The sequence below is a fragment of the Halomonas sp. LES1 genome (genome assembly GCF_031846005.1).
Taxonomy (GTDB): Bacteria; Pseudomonadota; Gammaproteobacteria; order Pseudomonadales; family Halomonadaceae; genus Halomonas.
Genome location: NZ_JAVRGC010000010.1, coordinates 91,810 through 113,796 on the forward strand (window position 1 = coordinate 91,810; position 21,987 = coordinate 113,796).

The window sequence follows — 21,987 nt, forward strand, 5'->3', positions numbered from 1 at the left end:
GAATGTCCTTAGCGAGTATCGCGGTACTGGATCAGTAGTTGAGCAACCCTTTCCGGCTCGAAGCCATCAAGTGCCTCAAGCGCTGCCTTGCATTCAGCACCGGTCAGGATCGAACCTACCAGCGCCGGTGCCTGATCTGGCAATTCCCCCTGACTCAACTGTACGATGAGTTGATCGAGGTCGGTCGATTCGGAGAGTGCCATCTCACTTGGCAATTCCACGTCCACGCTGCAGGACTGATAGTTAAGCCATTGAAGGACAGCCGTGAAGTGCTTTTTCAGTTGCTGCCACTGCAGGACAGTGACCGATTCGCCCCGCTCAAGAGTCAGTTCGATGGCGGCCAGAGCATGAGCCAGCTCGATGAAGCCAAGGTTAGCTGAAGTGCCACGCATACGATGAGTGTGCTCTCGAACCATGTCAGCAGAAGGCTCCTGCCGCAGGGTGTCCGGTTGGCTTTGGGGTGATAGTAAAAACGCCTTGGCCGCGCGCAAGTGGGCAACGCGGTTGGGCCAGAGCTGGTCAATAAGCGTCTCATCCACGACAACGGCATTCAGAGCAGCCATTGCCTTGGGTGTAACGGCTTGCCAACCCAGTTGACTCGCGATTTCCCCGGTCAGCTCAGGAATGTTGATAGGCTTGATCGCAAAACCGTCCATGCCTGCATCGATGGCAGTGCGTCGGTCATCTTCCAGCACGCTGGCAGTCAACGCAATGATCGGGGTACGAGGTCGGTTCCGCTCGGCATCATACTGCCGGATAGCCTGGGTTGCCTCATGCCCATTCATACCGGGCATCTGAATGTCCATCAGCACCACGTCAAAAGGCTGTTCCTTGTAATGTTGCACCGCCTGGTCGCCATCACTGGCGGTCACCACTTTATGTTCACGTTTTTCGAGCAGGGTCTTGAGCAGCTCCAGATTCTGAGGCACATCGTCCGCCACCAACACCCTCAGTGGCGGCAGAGGCGTCTCCTGGTCGGGTGCAGGACTGGTGGCCACTGCCCTGCCTGGGAGAATCGGCAGATCAAGGTGAAAGCAGGTACCGATACCCGGGGTACTATTCACTGTGATCTGCCCACCCATCAGTTCGGTTAGCTGTCTGGCGATGGTTGTCCCCAGGCCAGTGCCGCCAAACCGTCGCGTCATGCTGGCATCGGCCTGGACGAAGGGGTCGAAGATCGTATCGATACGATCAGCGTCAATACCGATACCGGTATCCCTCACTTCCAGGGTGACACCACTTGACTTCGTCTGACGTACCTGCAGAGTCACACCGCCACTACTCGTAAACTTCACGGCATTACTGACCAGATTCAGTATGATCTGCTGGATTCTCAGGGGATCGCCACGAAAGAACTCGGGAGCCTGATAGTCAAGCTCTAGATAGAGGCCTTTGCGATGAGCGTCAAGAGACTGGCTCGCCACAATCTGCTCACAGAGGCCATGAAAGGAGAAATCATTGTCTTCCAGAATCGTATGCCGGCCATCCAGCTTGGCAGTGTCGAGAATATCATTGAGATGGGTCAGCAGTGTGCTAGCGGAACTCTTGATAATGTCCAGATGCTTTGTTTGCGACCTGTCCAGAGTGGTTTCGAGCAGCAGATCAGTGAAGCCAATGATGGCGTTCATAGGGGTACGTATCTCGTGGCTCATATTGGCCAGAAATCGACTCTTTGCCTCGGCAGCCTGTTCCGCTGCCTCCTTGGCCTGTCGCAGCTCACTCTCCATACGCACCCGCTCGGAGATATCTGTGAGAAAACCCACGAAGATGCTCTGGCCATCCGTGCGCGCCTCACCAATTGCAAGCCGCACCGGCACCTGGTAACCGTCCTTGTGCAGCGCCTCGACTCGCCGGCCAGTGCCGATAATCTTGCGCTCTCCCGTATGTAGGTAGTGGGCCAGATAGTCGTCGTGGGCATCTCGATGGGGGGTGGGCATCAGGATGTTGACATTTTGGCCAATCACCTCTTCAGCTCGATAGCCGAGCATGCGCTCTGCTGACTCATTGAAACTCAGCACGATACCCTGGTCTGAAATCTTGATAATTCCGTCAACTGCTGCGCCTATCGTCGCCCGCAACTCGTTGGCAACTGCCCGGCTATGGCGAAACAGGCTGCGATACCGAGCGAGGGCATTGACGCTGGCGGCCAGCAGGCTAAAGCCTATGGTGGTAAACGCGATAATGAGTGCCAATACTATATGAGATTGGTCGCCAGGCTGGATGTCTTCTGCCGGAGTACCGATAAAGCGAGCGGCTTCCATGGCAATATAGTGCATGCCACCAATGGCCAGGCCCATGATGATGCCAGCCAAGAGACGGCGCTTGTAGCCTTTCAGGAGTCGCTGGTAACGGAGTCCGAAGCTGACCCACAGGGCGAGAGTGCCCAAGGCCACTGCCACGACAAGAGAGACAGTGAACAGGACCGGGTCATAGCGCAGGGATGGTCCAATTTCCATGGCCGCCATCCCGAGGTAGTGCATGGCGCCAACCCCCGCACCAACGGCCAGGCCGCCGACTATCAGCCTGGCACCTGTCAGCTCATAGCGAGACAGCATGCTGAGCGTGACCCAGGACGCAATCAGGCTGGGCACCGCCGACAGCGCAGTAATGCTCGGATGATAATGAACATGGGTCGGCATCTGGAAGGCGAGCATGCCGATAAAGTGCATCGACCAGATGCCCAGACCCAGCGATACTGAACCACTGGCCAGGTGCAACCTCTGCATGATCGAAGCCTGACTGCGCCTGGCCGCAGCAGCTAATGTAAGGGCCATATAAGATGCCCCGATGGCAATCACCAACGACAGTGCGACCATCCTGGGGTCATACTGACCGGAAATCATCTTGTCAGGCTCTGGCCCTATGACAAAAAAATGTTCAAGAGACAGCAATGTTCAATCTCCCCCGAGAGCAAGCGATATGCCTCGGTGGCGTCCTTGGTGGGGGCACCATGAGGCCGGCCAAGGCCAGGAAAAAACTCAGCGCAGCCAAGCGCTGCCCCCCTCCGGACATGGCCCGGTTACTCCTCCTCATCGCCCTGCTTCCCCTGCAGGCGCAGAAAAGTATTGCGATAGTGGGCCAGTTCGGCGATGGACTCCTTGATGTCATCCATGGCCAGGTGCACATTGCGCTTGCTGAAGCCCGCCAGGGCGCCGGGATTCCAGCGCTTGGCCAGCTCCTTGAGGGTGGAGACATCGAGGTTGCGGTAGTGGAAGAAGGCCAGCAGCTCGGGCATCTCACGCTCAAGGAAGCGACGGTCCTGGTGGATGCTGTTGCCACACATCGGCGAGCTGCCGGGCTCGACATGCTCCTGCAGGAACGCCAGGGTGCGCCGCTCGGCCTCGGCGGTATCCACCTCGCTCGCCTGCACGCGCGCGGTCAGCCCCGACTCGCCGTGGGTTCGGGTACACCACGCATCCATCCCCTCGAGCAGGCTATCCGGCTGCTTGACCGCGATCACCGGCCCTTCGGCGACCACATTGAGCTCGGCATCGGTGACCAGGGTGGCCACCTCGATGATCCGCTCCCTGTTCGGGTCGAGGCCGGTCATCTCCAGGTCGATCCAGACCAGACGCTGGCTACGGGAGTTCTGCTTGTCGTCTTGCACTGACGCGTTCGCGCTCATGGAAACACCTTCTCCTGCGGGGGCCGACTCGCAACCTCGCGACAGCCGGCGTCATGGATGAGTACAATGCCATCATTGTACCGAGCATCAGGGCCCCATGAGCAAACGCAAGCTGAGTCGCCAGCAACGCTGGCGTATCGAGAAGATACAGGCCGAGCGCGCCGCGCGCGCCACCCGGCACGATGTCCAGGAAGAGGCGCTGCTCACCGCCGGCGACTACGGCGCCGAGCAGCCGGGACGGGTGATGGCCCACTTCGGCCGCACCCTGGACGTGCGGCCGAACGCCGACGACGAATCGATACGCTGCCATCTGCGCGCCAACCTCGATGGCCTGGTCACCGGCGACCGGGTGATCTGGCGCGGCAGAACGGATACCGAGGGGCGCATCGTGGAGGGGGTGGTGGTCGCCCGCGGTGAGCGCGACAACGTGCTGGAGCGACCCGACGCCCGGGGCCAGCTCAAGCCGGTGGCGGCCAATATCGACCAGATCCTGGTCGTCTTCGCGGTGGAGCCCGAGCCCCACCCCAATCTGATCGACCGCTACCTGGTGGCCGCCGAGGCCACCGGCATCCCCCCCGTGCTGGTGCTCAACAAGGTTGACCTGCTACCCGACGGCGGCGGCGAGCTGATGGCACTGCTGCAGCGCTACGCGGCACTCGGCTATCCGGTGGTGGCCACCACCACCGCCCGCGAGGATGGCCTGGCGAGCCTGCTGTCGCGGCTGGCCGGCCGCACCTCGGTGTTCGTGGGGCAGAGCGGTGTGGGCAAGTCGTCACTGATCGACCGCCTGCTCCCCGACGAGGGGCTGCGTATCGGTGACCTGTCGAAGGATTCTCGCAAGGGCACCCATACCACCACCACCGCGCGGCTCTACCGGCTGCCCCGCGCCGAGGGGGCCGAGCTGATCGACTCCCCGGGGATTCGCGAGTTCGGCCTCGGCCACCTGACCGAACGGCAGGTCACCGAGGGTTTCATCGAGTTTCGCCCCTATCTCGGCCAGTGTCGCTTTCGCGACTGCCGCCACCGCCAGGAGCCGGGCTGTGCCCTGCTCGCCGCGGTGGAGCGTGAAGAGATCCATCCCGAGCGATTCGCCAGCTACCGGCGCATCCTCGATTCCCTGGAAGTGAGCTGAGTGGACCTGTCATAGAAGGAGAGTCCCATGAGTTCAGAAGCCAACCTGCTACCGCTGATCGTCGAACCGGAGCAACTCGCCGAGCACCTGGATGACCCGTCGCTGCTGATCATCGACGTGCCCATGCGCGGCGACAGCTATACCGAGGGTCATGTCCCCGGTGCCGTGTTCCTCGACAAGGCTCGGCTGATGCGCGGCGACGGCGAGGTCCCGAACCGCGAGCCCAGTGTCGAGCAGCTCTCGGCACTGTTCAGTGACCTCGGCCTGACGCGTGATACCCATGTGGTGGCCTATGATGACGAAGGCGGCGGCTGGGCGGGCCGGCTGCTGTGGACCCTGGAACTGATCGGCCATACTCGCTACTCCTACCTCAACGGCGGCATTCATGCCTGGCGTGCCGCGGACCAGCCGCTCGCCACCGAGGCCAGCGCCCCCACGCCCAGCGATTATGAGGCTGTGCTCCTCACCCCCGAGGTGCTGATCGAACGCGATGAGATCGCCGAGCGTCTCGGCGAGAAGGGATTCGCGGTATGGGATGCCCGCTCACCCGCGGAGTACCGCGGCGAGAAGGGTGACAACAAGCATCTCGGCCATATCCCCGGGGCGGTCAACCTGGAGTGGACCCAGGCCATGGACCCCGAACGCGGCCTGCGACTGCGCGACTATGCCGAGCTGATCACCGAGCTCGAGGCCCTGGGGCTGACCCCGGACATGGAGGTGGCCACCCACTGCCAGAGCCACCACCGCAGCGGCTTCACCTGGCTGGTGGGCAGGGCACTGGGCTTCGACCGAATCCGCGCCTATGCCGGCTCCTGGAAGGAGTGGGGCAATCGCGACGATAGCCCCATCGAGAAGTAGGCCGGCCCCTCGGGGTAGCGGTAGCCTCCCTCGGGATCAGACCCCGAGGGAGCAGCGAAACGGCGCTCTTCCAGCTCCAAACGTATATCTCCCAACCACGAGAATCCTCACATAGTGTCCCTAGCCAAGCTATTTGCCCTGATCCAGTACCCCGTGCCCCACCACCTGCTCTCGCGGCTGGTGGGCCGGCTGGCCGAATGTCGCCAGCCCACGCTCAGGAACACCCTGGTGCGTGCCTTTATCCGCCGCTTCGGGGTGGACATGGCCGAAGCCGCCGAGCCCGACCCGACCGCCTATGCCACCTTCAACGACTTCTTCACCCGGGCGCTGAAGGACGACGCACGGCCCATCGGCGAGGGCGTGGCCAGCCCCGCCGACGGCCGGCTGTCGCAGTTCGGGGCCATCGAGGCGGGCCAGCTGCTGCAGGCCAAGGGGCATCGCTTCTCGGCCGAGGCGCTGCTGGGCGGCGACACCGAGGCCGCAACCCGCTATCTCGGCGGCAGCTTCGCCACCATCTATCTGTCGCCCAGCGACTATCACCGAGTGCATATGCCACTTTCCGGCACCCTGACCGAGATGGTCTACGTGCCGGGCCGGCTGTTCTCGGTCAACGCCGCCACCACCGAGCATGTGCCGGGCCTTTTCGCCCGCAACGAACGCCTGGTGTGCCACTTCGATACCGAGCACGGCCCCATGGCCATGGTACTGGTGGGCGCGATGATCGTCGCCGCCATCGAAACCGTATGGGCCGGCCAGATCACGCCCCTGCCCCATGGCGAGGTGCAGCGCATACGCTTCGATACCCCGGTGCGCCTGGAGAAGGGCCAGGAGATGGGCCGCTTCAAACTTGGCTCCACGGTGGTGATGGCCTTCGCCGAACCGGTCACCTTCGCCGACAGGCTCGACCCTGGCGCCAAGGTGCAGATGGGAGACTCGCTGGGTGAGCTGAATCACTAGTATCAGGGCTTTCCCGGCGTTAAGTCTCCGCGGAGGCGCTGTGAACCCATCCCTGGGCGCTACCGATGCCATCCATGGCATAGGACCTCCGCTTCGACTTACCCCCGGCGCCCTGTCCTCGCACCTCTAACAGCGCGGCGTGGCGAAGGCCATGACCTCCGCCACGCTCTCCTTGCCCAGCGCCAGCTGGATCAGCCGATCGATGCCGAGCGCAACACCGCTCCCCTCTGGCATGCCGTGCTCCAGCGCCGCCAACAGCCGCCGATCGACCGTGACCTCGGGCAGCCCCGCCGCCCGCCGGGCAGCGTTGTCCTCGGCAAAGCGCGCCGCCTGCTCCTCACCATCGGTCAGCTCATCGTAGCCGTTGGCCAGCTCCAGTCCCTCGAGATAGAGCTCGAAGCGCGAGGCCACCCACTCACCATCCTCCGGGTCGCGGTGACGCCGCGCCAGGGCCGCCTGGCTGGCCGGATAGTCCACCACCACATCGATGGCGCCCCGCCCCAGATGCGGCTCGATCTCGAGGCTTATCAACAGGTCCAGGCAGTCGTCGCGGCTGGCATCAGTCATCTCGAGCCCGCCCCTCTCCTCGGCCAGGCGGCGCAGCTCGGGCAGCGCCACACGAAAGGGGTCGATGGCGAGGTACTCACGAAACAGCTCGCGGTAGCGGCGATGACGCAGCGGGCCCAGGGTATCCCCAGGTTCTCGCCCCAGCACGCACCTCACCAGCTCCGCGGTCTCCTCGATCAGCCCTTCGAGGGACATGCCAGGGCGATACCACTCCAGCATGGTGAACTCGAGGTTATGGCGCCGCCCGACCTCGCCATCACGGAAACAGCGGGCCAGCTGGAAGATCGGCCCCGCCCCCGCCGCCAGCAGCCGCTTCATGGGAAATTCCGGCGAGGTCTGCAGCCACAGGCGCTCGCGGCCGGCGGGCGTGGTGGCCGCGGCCGAGAGCGAGGCCAGGTGCAGGTCGGTGCTGCCGCCGTGGCCCAGCACCGGCGTTTCCACCTCGAGCACACCGCGCGCGGCGAAGAAGCCGCGCACCTCGGCCAGCAGACGAGCCCGCTCGCGCAGGGTCGCCATAGTGGCAGTAGGCTGCCAATCGATAACTGACATGGTGAGTACACCCAGGGAGGGAGGAATTCGCCTGATACAGCGGGCTCCTGCGGGTAAGGCGTTACCTCATCCGTTGTAGGAGCCCGACTTGTCGGGCGATTGACGGAGGCCGCAGCTGGTCGCCTTCGGCGCCAATCGCGCGATGAATCGCGCTCCTACGGGAGGTCGTCTACAGACGTGTCGTCGAGAGATCAAGCCCGGCTGACGTACTCACCGCTACGCGTATCCACCTTCAGCACCTCACCCTCGTTGATAAACAGCGGCACACGCACCACGGCGCCGGAGGAGAGCGTGGCCGGCTTGGAACCGCCCTGGGCGGTGTCGCCCTTGAGGCCGGGGTCGGTCTCGGTGACCTCGAGCTCGATGAAGTTGGGCGGGGTCACGCTGATCGCGTTGTCGTTCCACAGCGTGATGGTGTAGACCACCTGCTCCTTGAGCCACTTCTCGGTGTCGCCCAGGGCCTTCTTCTCCACCGGGTACTGCTCGAAGGAGCCGTCGGTCTTCATGAAGTACCACATCTCGCCATCGTTATAGAGGTACTCCATGTCCAGATCCAGGACATCGGCGCCTTCCAGGCTCTCGCCGGACTTGAAGGTACGCTCCCAGACGCGGCCGGTCATCAGGTTGCGCAGCTTGACGCGGTTGAATGCCTGCCCCTTGCCGGGCTTGACGAACTCGTTCTCGACGATCGAGCAGGGATCGCCGTCCAGCATCACCTTCAGACCGCCCTTGAATTCGTTGGTAGAATAGTTAGCCATCTTCACTCACTCATGGTCGAGCGCGCCCACGGAGACCCCGCGGCGCGCTGGGAAACGATTTTCGACGAGGCAGGCCAGAACGGTCAGCGCCTCGTTCGCATTGACTGGTGACAGCATGATAACCCGAAGCCCCGCCCCTTTGCAGCGCCACGACGAAAGCGAAGAGAGCAGTCAGAACCGTTCACAGCGAGAGGCGCCGGGGCCTGTCGCCGGATCAGCCTCGAGCGAAGAAGCGTCGCCACTTTCGCTCCCACCCGCCTGGCAGGCGCAGCTGTCTGGCGCCATCCGTGACCCGCGCGAGCTCTGCCGACGCCTGGGACTGAATGAGCACTGGCTACCCGGTGCCGAGGCGGGTCATGGGCTCTTCGAGGTGCGCGTGCCCGAGGCCTTCCTGGCACGCATGCGCCCCGGTGACCCCGACGACCCCCTGCTGCGCCAGGTGCTGCCGCTGGGCGAAGAGGCGCGCCCCACCCCCGGCTATGTCGCCGACCCGCTGGAAGAGGCCGCCCACACCCCGGCCAAGGGGCTGATTCACAAGTATCACGGCCGCGTGCTGCTGATCACCAGCCCCGCCTGCGCGGTCAACTGCCGCTACTGCTTCAGGCGCCACTTCCCCTATGCCGAGAATTCCCCCTCCATGGCACAGTGGGAGGCCAGCCTCGACACCCTGCGTGATGACTCCTCGATCACCGAGGCGATCCTCTCCGGCGGTGACCCCCTGGCGACCAGCGACCGTCGTCTCGCCTGGTTGATCGAGCGCCTGGAGGCCATTCCCCACCTCAAGCGCCTACGCATCCATACCCGCCTTCCGGTGGTCATTCCCGAGCGCATCGACGCCGAGCTGCTCGGCTGGCTCGGCGCCACACGCCTGCAGAGGGTGGTGGTGCTGCATATCAACCATGCCAACGAGATCGACGAGGCCGTGATCGCCGCCTGCCGCCGCCTGAGCGATGCCGGCGTGACCCTGCTCAACCAGAGCGTGCTGCTGCGCGGGGTGAATGACACGGTCGAGGCACTGGCCGCCCTCTCCGAACGGCTCTTCGAGGCCGGCGTGCTGCCCTACTACCTGCATGTGCTCGACCCGGTGGCCGGCGCCGCGCACTTCGACGTACCAGACGACGAGGCCCGCGAACTGGTCGCGGGCCTCAGGGACGTGCTGCCGGGCTTTCTGATGCCGCGGCTGGTCAGGGAAATTCCCGGCGAAGGGAGCAAGACACCCTTGTAGGAGCCCAATTCATTGGGCGTCCTCGGCAGCAGCTATCATCCCTGAATGACACCGCCGGGCGCCTGCGGCGCCAATCGCCCGACGAGTCGGGCTCCTACAGGATGCTCTTCACGCAAGGGTGGCCGCGGTGACGTTCGCCGCGGGCGCCTGGGTGGAGAGCTTGCGGTTGATGGCGCTCATCACCCCCTTGATCGAGGCACTGGTGATGCTCTCGTCGGTGCCCACGCCGAAGACCGATTCGCCGTCGATGCGCACCTCCACGTAGGCGATCGCCTCGGCATCGGAGCCCTGGCCGCGGGAGTGCTCGTGATAGTCGATGATCTCCACATCGTGACCGGCGGCCGCCATGGCCCGGATAAAGGCGGCCAGCGGCCCGTTGCCCTGCCCCTGGATGGTGCGGCGCTCGCCGTGCTCCTCGATGGTCGCCTCCAGGGTGACCGTCGGGCTATCGGGCTCCGAGGAGAGACGGTGGCTGACCAGGCCGAAGGGTGAGGTCTGCTCGAGATACTCGTCGCAGAAGGCCTGGTAGATCATCTGAGCGGTAATCTCCTTGCCGGTGCGATCGGCCACCTCCTGCACCACCTGGCTGAACTCGATGGAGAGACGACGCGGCAGCTCGATGCCGTGCTCCTGCTCCAGCAGATAGGAGACCCCGCCCTTGCCGGACTGGCTGTTGACGCGGATCACCGCCTCGTAGCTGCGGCCCACATCCAGCGGGTCGATGGGCAGGTAGGGAACGTCCCAGATGGCATCCGGATTGGCGCGACGTTCGGCCATGCCCTTCTTGATGGCATCCTGGTGGGAGCCGGAGAAGGCGGTGAACACCAGGTCGCCCACATAGGGGTGACGCGGATGGACCGGCAGCTGGTTGCAGTACTCCACCTCCCGCATGATCGGAGTGATATTGGAGAAGTCGAGCCCCGGATGCACCCCCTGGGTGTACATGTTCATCGCCAGGGTCACGAGGTCGACGTTGCCGGTACGCTCGCCGTTGCCGAACAGGGTGCCCTCCACGCGGTCGGCGCCGGCCATCAGGGTCATCTCGGCGGCGGCCACCCCGGTGCCACGGTCGTTATGCGGGTGCACGCTGACGATCAGCGCCTCACGGTTCTTGATATTGCGGCAGAACCACTCGATCTGGTCGGCATAGTTATTGGGGGTGCCCACCTCCACCGTGGCCGGCAGGTTGACGATCATCGGCTTCTCGGCAGAGGCACCGAAGGTATCCATCACCGTCTCGACGATCTCCTTGGCGAAGTCCATCTCGGTGGTGGTGAACAGCTCCGGGGAGTACTGGAAGGTCCAGTTGGTCTCGGACGCCTCCTCCATGCGCTGCTTGATGCGCGTGGTGGCGTCCACGGCGATCTGGATGCACTGGGGCTTGTCGACCCCGAACACCACGCGCCGGAACATCGGGTCGGTGGCGTTGTAGACGTGAACGATGGCGCTCTTCACCCCCTCGAGCGCCTCGAAGGTGCGATCGATCAGATGGTCGCGGGCCTGGGTGAGCACCTGGATGGTGACATCACCGGGGATGCGGTTCTCCTCGATCAGCGAACGCACGAAGTCGTAGTCGGTCTGGGAGGCCGAGGGGAAGCCCACCTCGATCTCCTTGAAGCCGATCTTCACCAGCAGGTCGAAGAGGCGCTGCTTGCGCTCCTGGTCCATGGGATCGATCAGCGACTGGTTGCCATCACGCAGATCGACGCTGGTCCAGATCGGCGGCTGCTCGATGCGGCGGCTGGGCCACTGGCGATCGGGCAGATCCACGGCTACGAAGGGGCGGTACTTGGCGGCAGGGTTATCGAGCATCATGGCGGCGTTCTCCTCTGGATATGGGGGCATCAGGCGTACTGGCGTTCGGAAACGACAACGCCCCGATGGCCACAAGGCGATCGGGGCGCTGCACGAAGGATCACGGGACGACGGGCATCAACCCAGCGGGGCGATACCGGGACGACCGGGAAACAGGGGGTATAACAGCATGTGGTGACGGGGGTGATTGACATGGTACGACCTCTTGACGACCGGGGCTCCAGCGGGGGAGCAGTGACTCGGCGATGCAGGCGGCATCGCCGGCGCTCAGGCTAGCGCTAGTAGTCGTAGGTCGAGGTCGTACATGGTCTGGTTCATGCCCCTAGAGAATCAGTCCTGAGGCGCGTTGTCAACTCCGCCGCTCAAGCAGTCCCTCCATGCGCGAGAGCTGCTCTCGCAATTCGCGCACATCGTCCCGCAGGCCATGGAGCTCGGCGGCCTCCCCCTCCCCGCTCTCGATCTCCATCTGCACGCTCTCCTTCTGCATCACGTCGAGCACGATGCCGATCATCATATTGAGAAAGATGAAGGCGGTCAGGAAGATAAACGTCAGGTAGTAGAGCCAGCTCCAGGCATACACCTCCTGGGTGGCATACATCACGTCGGTCCAGTCCTCGAAGGTGGCAATGCGGAACAGCGTGAGCATGGCGGTGGCGATATTGCGCCACAGGAAGTCGTCCACATCGGCGAACAGGAAGCTGCCGATGGCCGCATAGATGTAGAAGATGATGAACATCAGCAGCGCCACATAGCCCATGCGCGGAATCGACTTGACCAGCGCTGCCATCAGCATGCGCAGCTCGGGGATCATCGACACCAAGCGTAGCACCCGGAAGATGCGCAGCAGGCGAGCCAGCAGCACCATCTCCGAGTCATCCAGCGGGATCAGGCTGGCGGTGACGATCAAAAAGTCGAAGACATTCCACCCCTGGCGGAAGAAGTTGCGCAGGCGCTTCTCCGCCGCCATGCGAATCAGGATCTCCACCAGGAAGAACACAGTGACCGCCACATCCAGCCGCAGCAGCCACTGTTCGAAGCGGCTGGTCTCCTCGTAGGTCTTGGCGCCGATCAGCAGCGCCGAGAGGATGATGATGGCGATGACCGCGGTCTCGAACAGCTTGTTGGCACGCAGTCGTTCGAAGCGGTCGCGCCAGGTTGCAACACCGGTCGCCATGGTCAGAGTTCCTTCATCTGTGGTGGTTAACGTGCAAGGCATCGAAGTATAACGGTACCGCCGGAACGCAGACGGGCCACTGCAGAGTGCAGTGGCCCGGTCGTTACGCGTCTCGCTCGGCCTCACAGCGCCAAGCGTATTCTACTCGGCCTACTCGATGATCGTCACCGACTCATCGATCTTGAGTATCACCTCAACGTTGTTTACCTCTGCCGTATAACTGACAAAGCCGTCAGTATCGGGAGTGCTGGGATCACCCCATTCACTATCGAGATGCACGCTATCGTTCCCATCTCCGAGTATCTTCAGCGCATTATCGTCATCGGTCATTTCGAGCACATCCTCGGCACGCAATCTGTCGCTGTTACTGCCGATGGCATTTCTGCCGGCGATGCTTAGATCCAGGGTCTCAATGTTATCGAGATTCGTCGCGAGGTCGCTGCCAATTAAGTTTTCGCCATAACGCAGCTGAATGGTGTCTTCTCCGCCACGCGCATCAATGGGGCTGCCGGTCCAGAGCAGATTGTCGTTGCCGGTGGTGGGCAGTTTGTCCGCCACATTCACCTTGATGGTGCCCGTGGTTTCCCCTGACTTGTCACCCACCAGTGTACCCTCGGCAACGGTGGCTTCCTGAGTCCAGGCCTTGACGTTGATATCAATGGCTCCCCCCGTGCCCAGATGCAACACACCCAGACCGTCCAGCTCATCCTGGGTCAGGCCGGTGATGGTATGAGTGTTGGTGTTGCTGTCAAAGCTCACCCGGTCCGCCGCCAGCTCAGTGTCATTTACATAAAACACCACCTTTTCACCATCGGGCAGACCCTCAAGCTCCAGAGTTGTCAGCTCGATGTGCTGATCAGAGTCGGCCGGATCTTCAGTGTTGGTGGCCACTGGATCCTTCATGGCCGCGTTCAGGTTGAGGTCGATGATATCGCCGGCATCACCGAAACTCAGGGTCGGGCTCAGCTCTACACCGTCGGCTCTGGGCGCGATGACCACTTCAAAGTCGAACGGCCAGGAGGTGGGCGTGTTGCCGGTTTCGCCGCCCACCAAATACAGCTTGAGTCCCGACAGAGTACCACTCCAGTAGGCCGGCGGCTGAATGGCAAGATAGGCGGGCAACTCACCATTGCTCAGCGGGATCTGCCAGGTGCCTCCCCCGGCGTTATTGGCCAGGCCGGCACTGTTGGCGTCGCTGCCGTAATACAGGGTGAACTCCTTGGGCAGCCCCTCAATAAAGGCCGCCTGCAGGGTCTCATCCTCGTCGGGCAGCACGGTGCCATTGACCTGGATCTCCGCCTGAGTGCGGATTTCGCCATCATGCTCGGTGCCGGCTGCGCTCAGTGTGATATCCGGCCGGGTATTGGTGGCATAGACGGTCAGGCCCCCGGAGCCGCTTGCCAGCTCCACCACACTGCCGGCTTCCTGGTTTTGCACCCAGCCCTTGAGGGTAATAGTGCCGCTGTCATAAGCCTTATTGGGCACGTAGGTCAGATCCAGTGGCGTATCCGGGCTTACTCCACCAATCACATAATACTGACCGTCATCCAGCCCCGATACGTTGGCCACGTTTTCCAGCTTCAGCTCGGTATCGCCCTGCTTGAGTACGCCCGGAATATCCGTGCCGTCCAGCTTGAGGTAGAGCTTGCCATCCACAATGCTCCAGTCGCCGGTCTGGTCACTGGGGTTGGACACGGTCACGCTAATGGCGACAGGCTCGCCTTCCGCGACCGCGGCCGCCGAAATAGCGACCGTGGCCGAATCGGTCACCGGGTCCAGCGTGACCTGAGGTGCAACCTGGGCTTCGCTTTCCAGACCGCTGTCATGCAGGGTCAGGGTAACATCCAGCGGCAGCTTGCCATTGAGGTTATTGGCATTGCGGTTGGCATCCGCCGGTGGCGTGACGGTCACGCCAGCCAGCAAATTTTCAGCAATGGTTTGAGGATTGTCTCCGTTATTGACCTGCACTGTCATGGTCCAGAGCACCACCGTCTGACCGTTTTCCACCACCTCGGTGCGCAACATGCCGTTACCGGAGAAACTGGTTTCATCGTCCGGCGAGGTGCGCAGGGTCAGGGTCATGCTGTAGTTGCTCTGGTTGGCGCCTGTCGTGTCCACAGCGGCGCTTACCACCTTGTTCAGCGCAAAATCGTCGTCTTCTGTCTGCGAGTCAACTACCTCACTCAGACTTATCGTCGGCAGCGTCTGTTCATTGCTCCCCTTGGTAAAATCGGTGGTCAGTTGCCAGCTGATGCTGTCTTTTTCCGGACTGGCCGTACCATCCTGGGTGGCCACGGTAATGGTGATGGCGCTGTTGGTCAGGCCGCCGGCCTGACGCCCGACGCTGAACACCACATCCTGTGTGATGTCACCGTTAAACGCCGTGGTTACCGGCAGCAGCCACTGGCCGTCCCCGGTATAGATGCCCCCCTTGACCGCCACGCCCTCCGGCACATTCTGGATCAGAATGTGCGTTATGGCTTCACTGCCATCGTAGTCACGCTCATCATTAGCGTTACTGTCAGGCTGCTTGCTGATGTTCAGGCTCACCGTCACATCGCCGGGCTGAGTCGCGGTATGCGAAATGGCCGTCTGATCGTTGACATTGCTGCCATTAATGCTGGCAACCTCCGCCAGCACGGCATCGGTAACCGGCTGCACCTGCAGTGTGTGAGATCCATCCTTGAAGTCGGCGGTTTCCACTGGTCCGGTGGTGTTATCCTGGGCGGTATCCGTGACTTTGTATTTCACAGTGAGGGGAATATCACCGCTGAAGTTGGCCGAAGCCTTGGCGTAAATGCTTTTCACCGCATCGACACCGGTAATTTCATACCAGCCATCCACCGCAGTCAGCGGCTTAGTACCGGCGGCGTCGCTGAACAGAGCAAGGCCTTCAACGGCTTGTATGCGCACCACGCTGATCACTTCATCGTTATCGCCGTTCTGGTAGACCGGTGACAGATCGATGCGCCCCACCTGATCCTCGGCAATGCTGGAGGCCACCTTCAGTGACGCTTCCGGCGACGGCGTGACCTGAAACTCGACGTTTTGCGCATCGAAGAAGGTTTCGGACGGGTTGTCATTTTCGGTGACCACCGGCTGGGCGGTGAAGTTAACGGTGCCGCTGTAATTGGCCGGCAGCTGAATCTTCACCGTGCCATCCGCAATCTGATCCGGTTTCACCACCCACACCCGGGCGCTGCCAGTTCCCGCGCCCACCACGGCGCCGGCCCCCAGCAAGGCGAAACCTTCAGGCAGGCCACTGATGCGCAACGTCAGGGTTTCGGATCCGTCATTGCTGGTTTCACCGCTGCTGAGGGAAGTGATCAACTCATGGAGCGCCACCGTGTTATCGGCGTTATCCAGCGTCTGTTCAACGTAAGATGGGCTCTCCGCTACCACCATATTCGGGGTGTCCGGCACCCCGATGAGCGTGATGGTCACCGGCAGCTCATGGGCGGCACTGGTCGACGTGGTGTCGCCCAAGGTATCCACCGACACCGCCGACACCGTGAGATTAATGGTCTCGTTGCTGTCTTTGGGCGGCGTGAGCGTGGGCTGTTGGGCCTTGTCAAAATTACTCAACTCAAGCTGATACCTTCCATTGCCATCATCGACAAGGCCGTTGCCAACACTATAGGTCACTCCTTTATAGGTAATGCTGGCACCGGCGGGAATGCCCTTGATGGTGATATTAAAGGTCTCATCAGGATCGCCACTGGTCGGGTTGATGGTCAGGGGAATATTGGGCGTATCCTCGCTGGCGGTAATACGCGCATTGACCTTGAGGGTGACCTGGTCGGCCACTGGATCGAGGATCACATTGGTCAGCAAGGCTTCACCCGACACCGCCTCCACAGTGACACTGTTATCATCGGCGTCCTTGTCAAGGGTGACCGCTTCCACCTTGATTTTAACCTCACCCTTGAAGTTGTTCGGCCCCTTGAACCGAACGGTGTCGAGGTATTCCATGGGAATATCCACCGGGGTACCGTTGTAGGCCACGTCAACCGTTGTGGTGCCGTTGTGGTACTGGAAGTAAGCGCCTTCCAGGGCAACATCCTTGCCATCGTACGGAGTCAGGCGGGCAAAGGTTTGCTCGGAAGCATCTTCGTTGGCCCAGTCTGTCTTCAGGTTAAAACCGTCCGAGTTCAGGGAAAACCAGGTGTCTTCCAGGCCAGAGTTGCTGTAGTTATACCCGCTGGTCATGGTGAGGTCTGGCGTGGTATTACCGTCCGAATCCGTGTCCCCGCCTGCCGGTGGCGTGGTCACTTCAGCCACCGGGGTGACGACTATCGCCTGATCGTGCGCCCACTCTTTACTTTCAGTATTACCTGACTGGGTATAGGCCGCCGCTTCTTCCGTCGTGACATACACCGTCATGGTGCCATCTAAAGAACTATGCGCCGGCGGCTTGATGGTGAACTGCTGTATTTGCTCCAGGGTGTACTCACCAGCCCCAGTGCCGACCGTCAGTATCAGTCCACCACTCGTCGCATCACCACCGCTCGGAATGGCAACTTCATTTCCGTTATGGTCTATCAGTGTCCAGCTACCGCCCTCGCTGGGCAGGTCGGTGATACGAACCTGAGTAATGCTCTCGCTGCCATCGGTATCCTTCAGTGCCAAGCTGTTCAGCAATCCCACAGCAGTGTCTTCGGGCGTTGCCTCAGGATTCTGAAGCTTGACGTCATCCGGCTTGGCGTAGACTCTCAACTCCAGATCCACACTGGCCGATTCGGCTGTTGTGGTCACTGTGCTGTCGCTGTCACTGTCCTTGGTGTACAGCGTGATAGTCATGTTATCTGCAGTACTGTTTGAGTAGTCCTGAGGGGGCTTGATGCTAAAGGTCGGGTTACCGCCATCATCGGCACTCAGGTAATCTGCTTCCGGCATCTCGATTTTGCCATCAGCGCCCGCAGTATATGCCTTGCCATTAATGGTAACGACCGTGCCTTCCGGCAAGCCGGAGATGTCGTACCAATAGGACTCGGAACCATCAGCATCCTTGAGGGTTTCACCCAGGACCGACTGAAGATCGAGAGTCCCGTCTTCTTCCATGGCGGCAGTAATCTTGGCGTTATCCGTGCCGGACGCGTCGGCCACATTAAGGCTGGTGGCGCCCACAGTTGTTGGATCAGCTGGAGCTGTCAGCGCGATTGCAGGCGCATCAGTCACTGCCAGCACATCCACGGTGATGGTCTGCTGGCTGTTGGAGCCGTTGGTTCCATCGACCTCAGCATCCGGCAGCTTGTTACCTGAGCCATCCACCTCATAACTGTCTACGCTGACCACCACATCGAAGTTTTCATGACGATCGTCTGCCGGTTTGGCCTGAATCGCCTCATATTCCGTCCGGGTCAGATAGTTGACGTTTTCAGTCGGCAAACCGCCGGACAGATGCAGCCCCGTATCCACATCGGTCTCACCCGAGGTTTCAACAATCACAATGGTGTAACTGCCGTCAGGGTTGGCTGTAAGTGGTGTATCATCTCCCTTGGTCAGCAGAGTACCGTTAGGTGCACTGGCATCGGGCGTTAAGGTAATAGCCCCCAGACGCTCGGGATCATCGCCGGTTTTACCTGATCCATTCTTGTCGGTTTTATCGGTAATCACTGGCGTTTTTAGGCCCAGTGGGACTGAGGTGCCTTCTTGGGTTGTAACCGTAATAGCGTCAACATCGCTGGCCCCATCATTGGCGTGCGGGATATTTGGCGCATCGGACACCGGCGTTACATTAACGGTCACGTTAGTGACAGTATTGCTGCCATCATCGTTGGATACGGTGACCTTAAAGCCATCCTCACTGCCATTATTGCTATAATCCGTGTTCGGGTGGTAGGTGACCTGTCCGTTTGCATCCACCACCACAATACCGTGACCAACGTTATAGCCTGCGGTGCCAGCCGGAATATCCGTCACTCCATCGGGCAAAGTAGCAGCTGAAGCCGCATTATTGCCATCTGCATCCTGAATACTGACATTATCCTTGGTGGAGTCGGCAGAGGTGGTAAATGGCCCGAATGGGGTATCTTCCGGTGTAGTAATGGAAATGTCCGATTTCGGCGCATCATCAACCACATTCACCACAAACTTGCCGGGTGCGGTATCGCCGTCAGCGTCTTTGATCTCATAGTTGAAGCTAAGATCGAAATTACCACTAACCGCCGACGGGTGAGTCAAGGCACCTTTCAGTTCAAATTTATATTTGCCTGTGTCTTTATCCAAGGTAACGGTAAAGACTTTTGCACCATCTCTGGTAGCTGTCAGCACATTGTCATTGACGGTCAATGTAATGCCAGTGTTACCCGTAAGTTTCAGTGTATTCAACAGATCGTCCTGATCTGCACTGAATACCAGACTGCCCATGCCATCTTTACCCGCATCAACCGGCAGTGCTGCTGTTACACTGGTTACGCCTTCACCGGCTTCACTACCTGAGGCCAGATACTTTTCATCCACAATTGATTTGGCTGGCTGGCCGTCAACCGAAGGGCCATCGTCCTTAAAGTTGAACTTACCGCCAATATTTACAGATGCTTTAGCCGTGTCGCCATCGCCGTCTTTTACTGTGGCTTCCAGCTTAATAGCACCATCGGTAACGCTTAGCGCATCATCATGGTTATTGATGTCCGGATGCTTAAGCGGACGATTTTGGGTAAGGGTTACCGCACCGGTATTGGAATTAATCTCAATACGGAATGCTTCAGTTCCACTGGCGTTGTTACCCACGCGCCCCACTACATCCGTGCCATCCATGAACAGATAAATATTGGTACTGGTAGCAGTATCAGTCACACCGCTGGCAGTGCCATTCGTTACACTAAGGCTGTAAACAGTGCCATCCGTTGCAGCAGCGCTATCGGCACCGTGGTTGATATCGAATACGTCGCTAACAAAGTCCGCATGGGTAGCGCTCACACTGCCTGCTGCAAAGTTGCTTTCATCCACTGTGACGCTGCCCGGCGAGGTGCCACTAAGAGCAACCAGCGGTGCATCATCCACAATGGTGATGGTCACGGTATTGGTGACGGTATTGCCGTATTGATCCTTGGCGGTGTAGGTAAAGCTGTCAGTCTCCGGACGACCAGCCTCGTCTTTGGTGTTGCTGGTCAGAGTGTAATCAAAAGTGCCGTCAGCCTTCACCGTCCAAGTACCCAAGCCGGTGTTACCACTTTGTTCGCCATTCACGTTCCAGTTGGTTTGCAGGTTGAGGCTGCCACCGGTGATCTGCTCGCTGGTTGAGCTCGAGTCGGTGCCATTGGCCAGGCCCGCTTCATCCACCTGACCGGAGGTGTTAGTCGGGGTAGCAGTGACATCCGCCACGTTGATGGTGAGCGTGGTTTCCACCAGGTCACCGTCACTGTCTTTGACGGTGTAGGTGAATACATCTTGCGCGTCACTGGTTACCGCATTGGCGGTAGACTCGTAGGTATAGCTGCCATCGGCTCTCAGGGTCAGTGTGCCGTAGGTACCTGCGATCGCCTGCCCCACATTGGCATTTTCTGCCGCTGTGCTTGTGCCTGCAACCACACCCACCACGGCATTGCCGCTGTTTGCCCAGCCATCGGCACCGGCGGTGTCATTGCTTAACACACCACTGGAGGCGTCCATGTTCAGGGTGGCACCCTCGGTCACATCGCCGGAATCAACCCTAGCGACAGGCTGATCGTCCACAATGTTAATGACCAGGTTGCTGGCCGGTGCGGCATCGCCATCAGCATCGCTGACAACGAGCGCAAACTGGGCGCTGGTGTCATCGCCGCTGGTCGCTGCCGGCAGGGTGTAGCTGTAATAGATAGTGCCTTCGCCGGTGCTGGCATTGTGCTCGTATCGAGCGGTCAGACCGTCAGCAAAGGTTTGGTCACTGGTGGTCAGCACATGACCGCCCAGCGTGATCGGGTCCGTGCTGTTCAAACCATCTTTTGCCGTGAAGCTGATGGTGCCGCTGACGGTTTCCTTGCTGGTGGCCGCCTCGGTGCCGTCGTTCAGACCGGACTCATAAACGGTGGTCGTCGCGCCACCCGCAGCCGGTACCGATGTGGTTGGCGTGCTGTCGGCAATATCAATGGTAAGCGTAGCCGTCGAGGAGTCGGCATCACCGTCGGCCAGGGTGTAGGTAAAGACATCTTCTACCCCACCCTCGCTGCCAGGATTGCGGGCATAGGTGTATGAGCCATCAGAATGAATGGTCAGCTTGCCGTAGGTGCCATCAACGGTTTGTGTGCCGATGCTCGGTACGGCAGTCGCAGTGCCGGTGGTACCGCTCAGAATGGCTGTAACACTGGCGCCATCGGCACCTTGGGCGTCGTTGGTAACGACGTTTCCGGTGATGTCTTCAATGCTGCCTGCGGGGACGACATCGCTGTCATTCACCGCAGTCGGCGCGTCATCTTCCACCCGCACCGTCAGGGTGCCATTGGTAGTCGCGTTGCCCGCGTCGGTCACGCTCAGCGGAATATCCAGCGTGAGCGCGTCATCGTTGGCACCGCTGTGCTCCTGCTCGCCGGTCAGGGTGTAGGTGTAATCGAGAGTACCGGCCGTCGGTATGCCCCCTACCGAGCTACTGGCGGTAAAACCGGTCAGTTCCAGAGTGCCGCCATCCACCGCAACCGTCTGCGGTGTTGTCGCCAACGCATTCAGCTGCGCCAAGGTGAAGCTCTGGCCACCCACGGTGATGCTCTGCAAGCCATCCGCGGCCGTAATCGTGAGGGTGCCGGCGGCACTTTCACTGTCACTGCTGGCATCGGTGCCGTCCGTCAGGCCACTTTCCTTCACGGTGATGTGACCTTCCACACCGGCGGTGGTGTCGTTGGCCGCGATGCTTGGCGCGCCATCGGTTTTGCCATCGATGGTGATGGTCAGGGTGGTGGTGCTCCAGTCGCCATCCGCATCCTTGATGGTGTAGCTGAAGGTTTCGGTCAAGGTATCACCGTCCTTCAGGGCATTGACCGTGGCATTGTCGTTATCCAGGGTGTAGCTGTAGGTGCCATCGGCGTTTAGCACCAAGGTACCGTAATCACCGGCCACACCGGTGCCACCGACATTGCCGCTCTGTTCACCCGTGGCGCTGCCTTGGGTCACGCCGGTGACGGTAGCGCCATCGGCGCCCACGGTATCCGCGGCATCGTTGGCGGAGGCGTTCGCGCCGCCGATCACGTTGCCACTGGCCGCCACGGTGCTGTCTTCGGTGATGCTGTTGGCATCATCAACCGCGGTCGGCGCATCGTCGACAATCTTGATGTCGAGGTTCTGTGTCGCGGTTTCGGTTTCGACGCCGTCGTCCTTGGCCGTTATGCCAAAGCTGTCGGTGACATCGGTCGCATC

Annotated in this window: 11 protein-coding genes; 4 read left to right on the forward strand and 7 right to left on the reverse strand. The window is 60.8% G+C overall.

The window, feature by feature from the left end; genetic code table 11:
- Positions 1 to 8: 8 nt before the first annotated feature.
- Positions 9 to 2,891, reverse strand: coding sequence for an MHYT domain-containing protein (locus tag RM463_RS16855; protein WP_311430705.1), 2,883 nt, complete (start codon positions 2,889 to 2,891; stop codon positions 9 to 11).
- Between the two features lie 128 nt (positions 2,892 to 3,019).
- On the reverse strand, positions 3,020 to 3,625 hold the full coding sequence (gene orn / locus RM463_RS16860; RefSeq protein WP_311430706.1) for an oligoribonuclease: 606 nt from the start codon (positions 3,623 to 3,625) through the stop codon (positions 3,020 to 3,022).
- A 97-nt stretch (positions 3,626 to 3,722) separates the two neighbouring features.
- Between orn and rsgA the strand changes: the two genes are divergently transcribed.
- The 3 genes from rsgA (at position 3,723) to asd (ending at position 6,572) form a co-directional block, all read left to right on the forward strand.
- Positions 3,723 to 4,757 carry a small ribosomal subunit biogenesis GTPase RsgA gene (gene rsgA, locus RM463_RS16865; protein WP_311430707.1) on the forward strand — a complete coding sequence of 345 codons (1,035 nt, stop codon included), beginning with the start codon at positions 3,723 to 3,725 and terminating at the stop codon, positions 4,755 to 4,757.
- Between the two features lie 27 nt (positions 4,758 to 4,784).
- Positions 4,785 to 5,615 (forward strand): rhodanese-like domain-containing protein, encoded by an 831-nt coding sequence (locus RM463_RS16870; protein WP_311430708.1) that lies wholly within the window; start codon positions 4,785 to 4,787, stop codon positions 5,613 to 5,615.
- Between the two features lie 114 nt (positions 5,616 to 5,729).
- On the forward strand, positions 5,730 to 6,572 hold the full coding sequence (asd, locus tag RM463_RS16875; protein ID WP_311430709.1) for an archaetidylserine decarboxylase: 843 nt from the start codon (positions 5,730 to 5,732) through the stop codon (positions 6,570 to 6,572).
- A 126-nt stretch (positions 6,573 to 6,698) separates the two neighbouring features.
- Here the strand turns inward: asd and epmA are convergent, their stop codons facing one another.
- Positions 6,699 to 7,688 (reverse strand): EF-P lysine aminoacylase EpmA, encoded by a 990-nt coding sequence (gene epmA / locus RM463_RS16880; RefSeq protein ID WP_311430710.1) that lies wholly within the window; start codon positions 7,686 to 7,688, stop codon positions 6,699 to 6,701.
- Positions 7,689 to 7,879: 191 nt separating this feature from the next.
- Positions 7,880 to 8,446 (reverse strand): elongation factor P, encoded by a 567-nt coding sequence (gene efp / locus RM463_RS16885; RefSeq protein ID WP_132043320.1) that lies wholly within the window; start codon positions 8,444 to 8,446, stop codon positions 7,880 to 7,882.
- Positions 8,447 to 8,561: 115 nt separating this feature from the next.
- Between efp and epmB the strand changes: the two genes are divergently transcribed.
- Positions 8,562 to 9,671 (forward strand): EF-P beta-lysylation protein EpmB, encoded by a 1,110-nt coding sequence (gene epmB, locus RM463_RS16890; protein WP_311430711.1) that lies wholly within the window; start codon positions 8,562 to 8,564, stop codon positions 9,669 to 9,671.
- A gap of 108 nt (positions 9,672 to 9,779) precedes the next feature.
- On the opposite strand, the gene leuA is transcribed toward epmB, so the two are convergent.
- The 3 genes from leuA to RM463_RS16905 form a co-directional block, all read right to left on the reverse strand.
- On the reverse strand, positions 9,780 to 11,486 hold the full coding sequence (leuA, locus tag RM463_RS16895) for a 2-isopropylmalate synthase (RefSeq protein ID WP_311430712.1): 1,707 nt from the start codon (positions 11,484 to 11,486) through the stop codon (positions 9,780 to 9,782).
- Positions 11,487 to 11,835: 349 nt separating this feature from the next.
- Entirely contained in the window at positions 11,836 to 12,660 is an 825-nt protein-coding gene (locus RM463_RS16900; protein ID WP_311430713.1) for an ion transporter, read from the reverse strand.
- A gap of 150 nt (positions 12,661 to 12,810) precedes the next feature.
- Positions 12,811 to 21,957 carry a DUF5801 repeats-in-toxin domain-containing protein gene (locus RM463_RS16905; protein WP_311430720.1) on the reverse strand — a complete coding sequence of 3,049 codons (9,147 nt, stop codon included), beginning with the start codon at positions 21,955 to 21,957 and terminating at the stop codon, positions 12,811 to 12,813.
- Positions 21,958 to 21,987 lie beyond the last annotated feature (30 nt).

Coding starts and splice junctions, on each gene's coding strand:
- orn (WP_311430706.1), bottom strand. CDS start 3,625: ATGAGCGCGAACGCGTCAGTGCAAGACGACAAGCAGAACTCCCGTAGC.
- rsgA (WP_311430707.1), top strand. CDS start 3,723: ATGAGCAAACGCAAGCTGAGTCGCCAGCAACGCTGGCGTATCGAGAAG.
- RM463_RS16870 (WP_311430708.1), top strand. CDS start 4,785: ATGAGTTCAGAAGCCAACCTGCTACCGCTGATCGTCGAACCGGAGCAA.
- epmA (WP_311430710.1), bottom strand. CDS start 7,688: ATGTCAGTTATCGATTGGCAGCCTACTGCCACTATGGCGACCCTGCGC.
- efp (WP_132043320.1), bottom strand. CDS start 8,446: ATGGCTAACTATTCTACCAACGAATTCAAGGGCGGTCTGAAGGTGATG.
- epmB (WP_311430711.1), top strand. CDS start 8,562: ATGATAACCCGAAGCCCCGCCCCTTTGCAGCGCCACGACGAAAGCGAA.
- leuA (WP_311430712.1), bottom strand. CDS start 11,486: ATGATGCTCGATAACCCTGCCGCCAAGTACCGCCCCTTCGTAGCCGTG.
- RM463_RS16900 (WP_311430713.1), bottom strand. CDS start 12,660: ATGGCGACCGGTGTTGCAACCTGGCGCGACCGCTTCGAACGACTGCGT.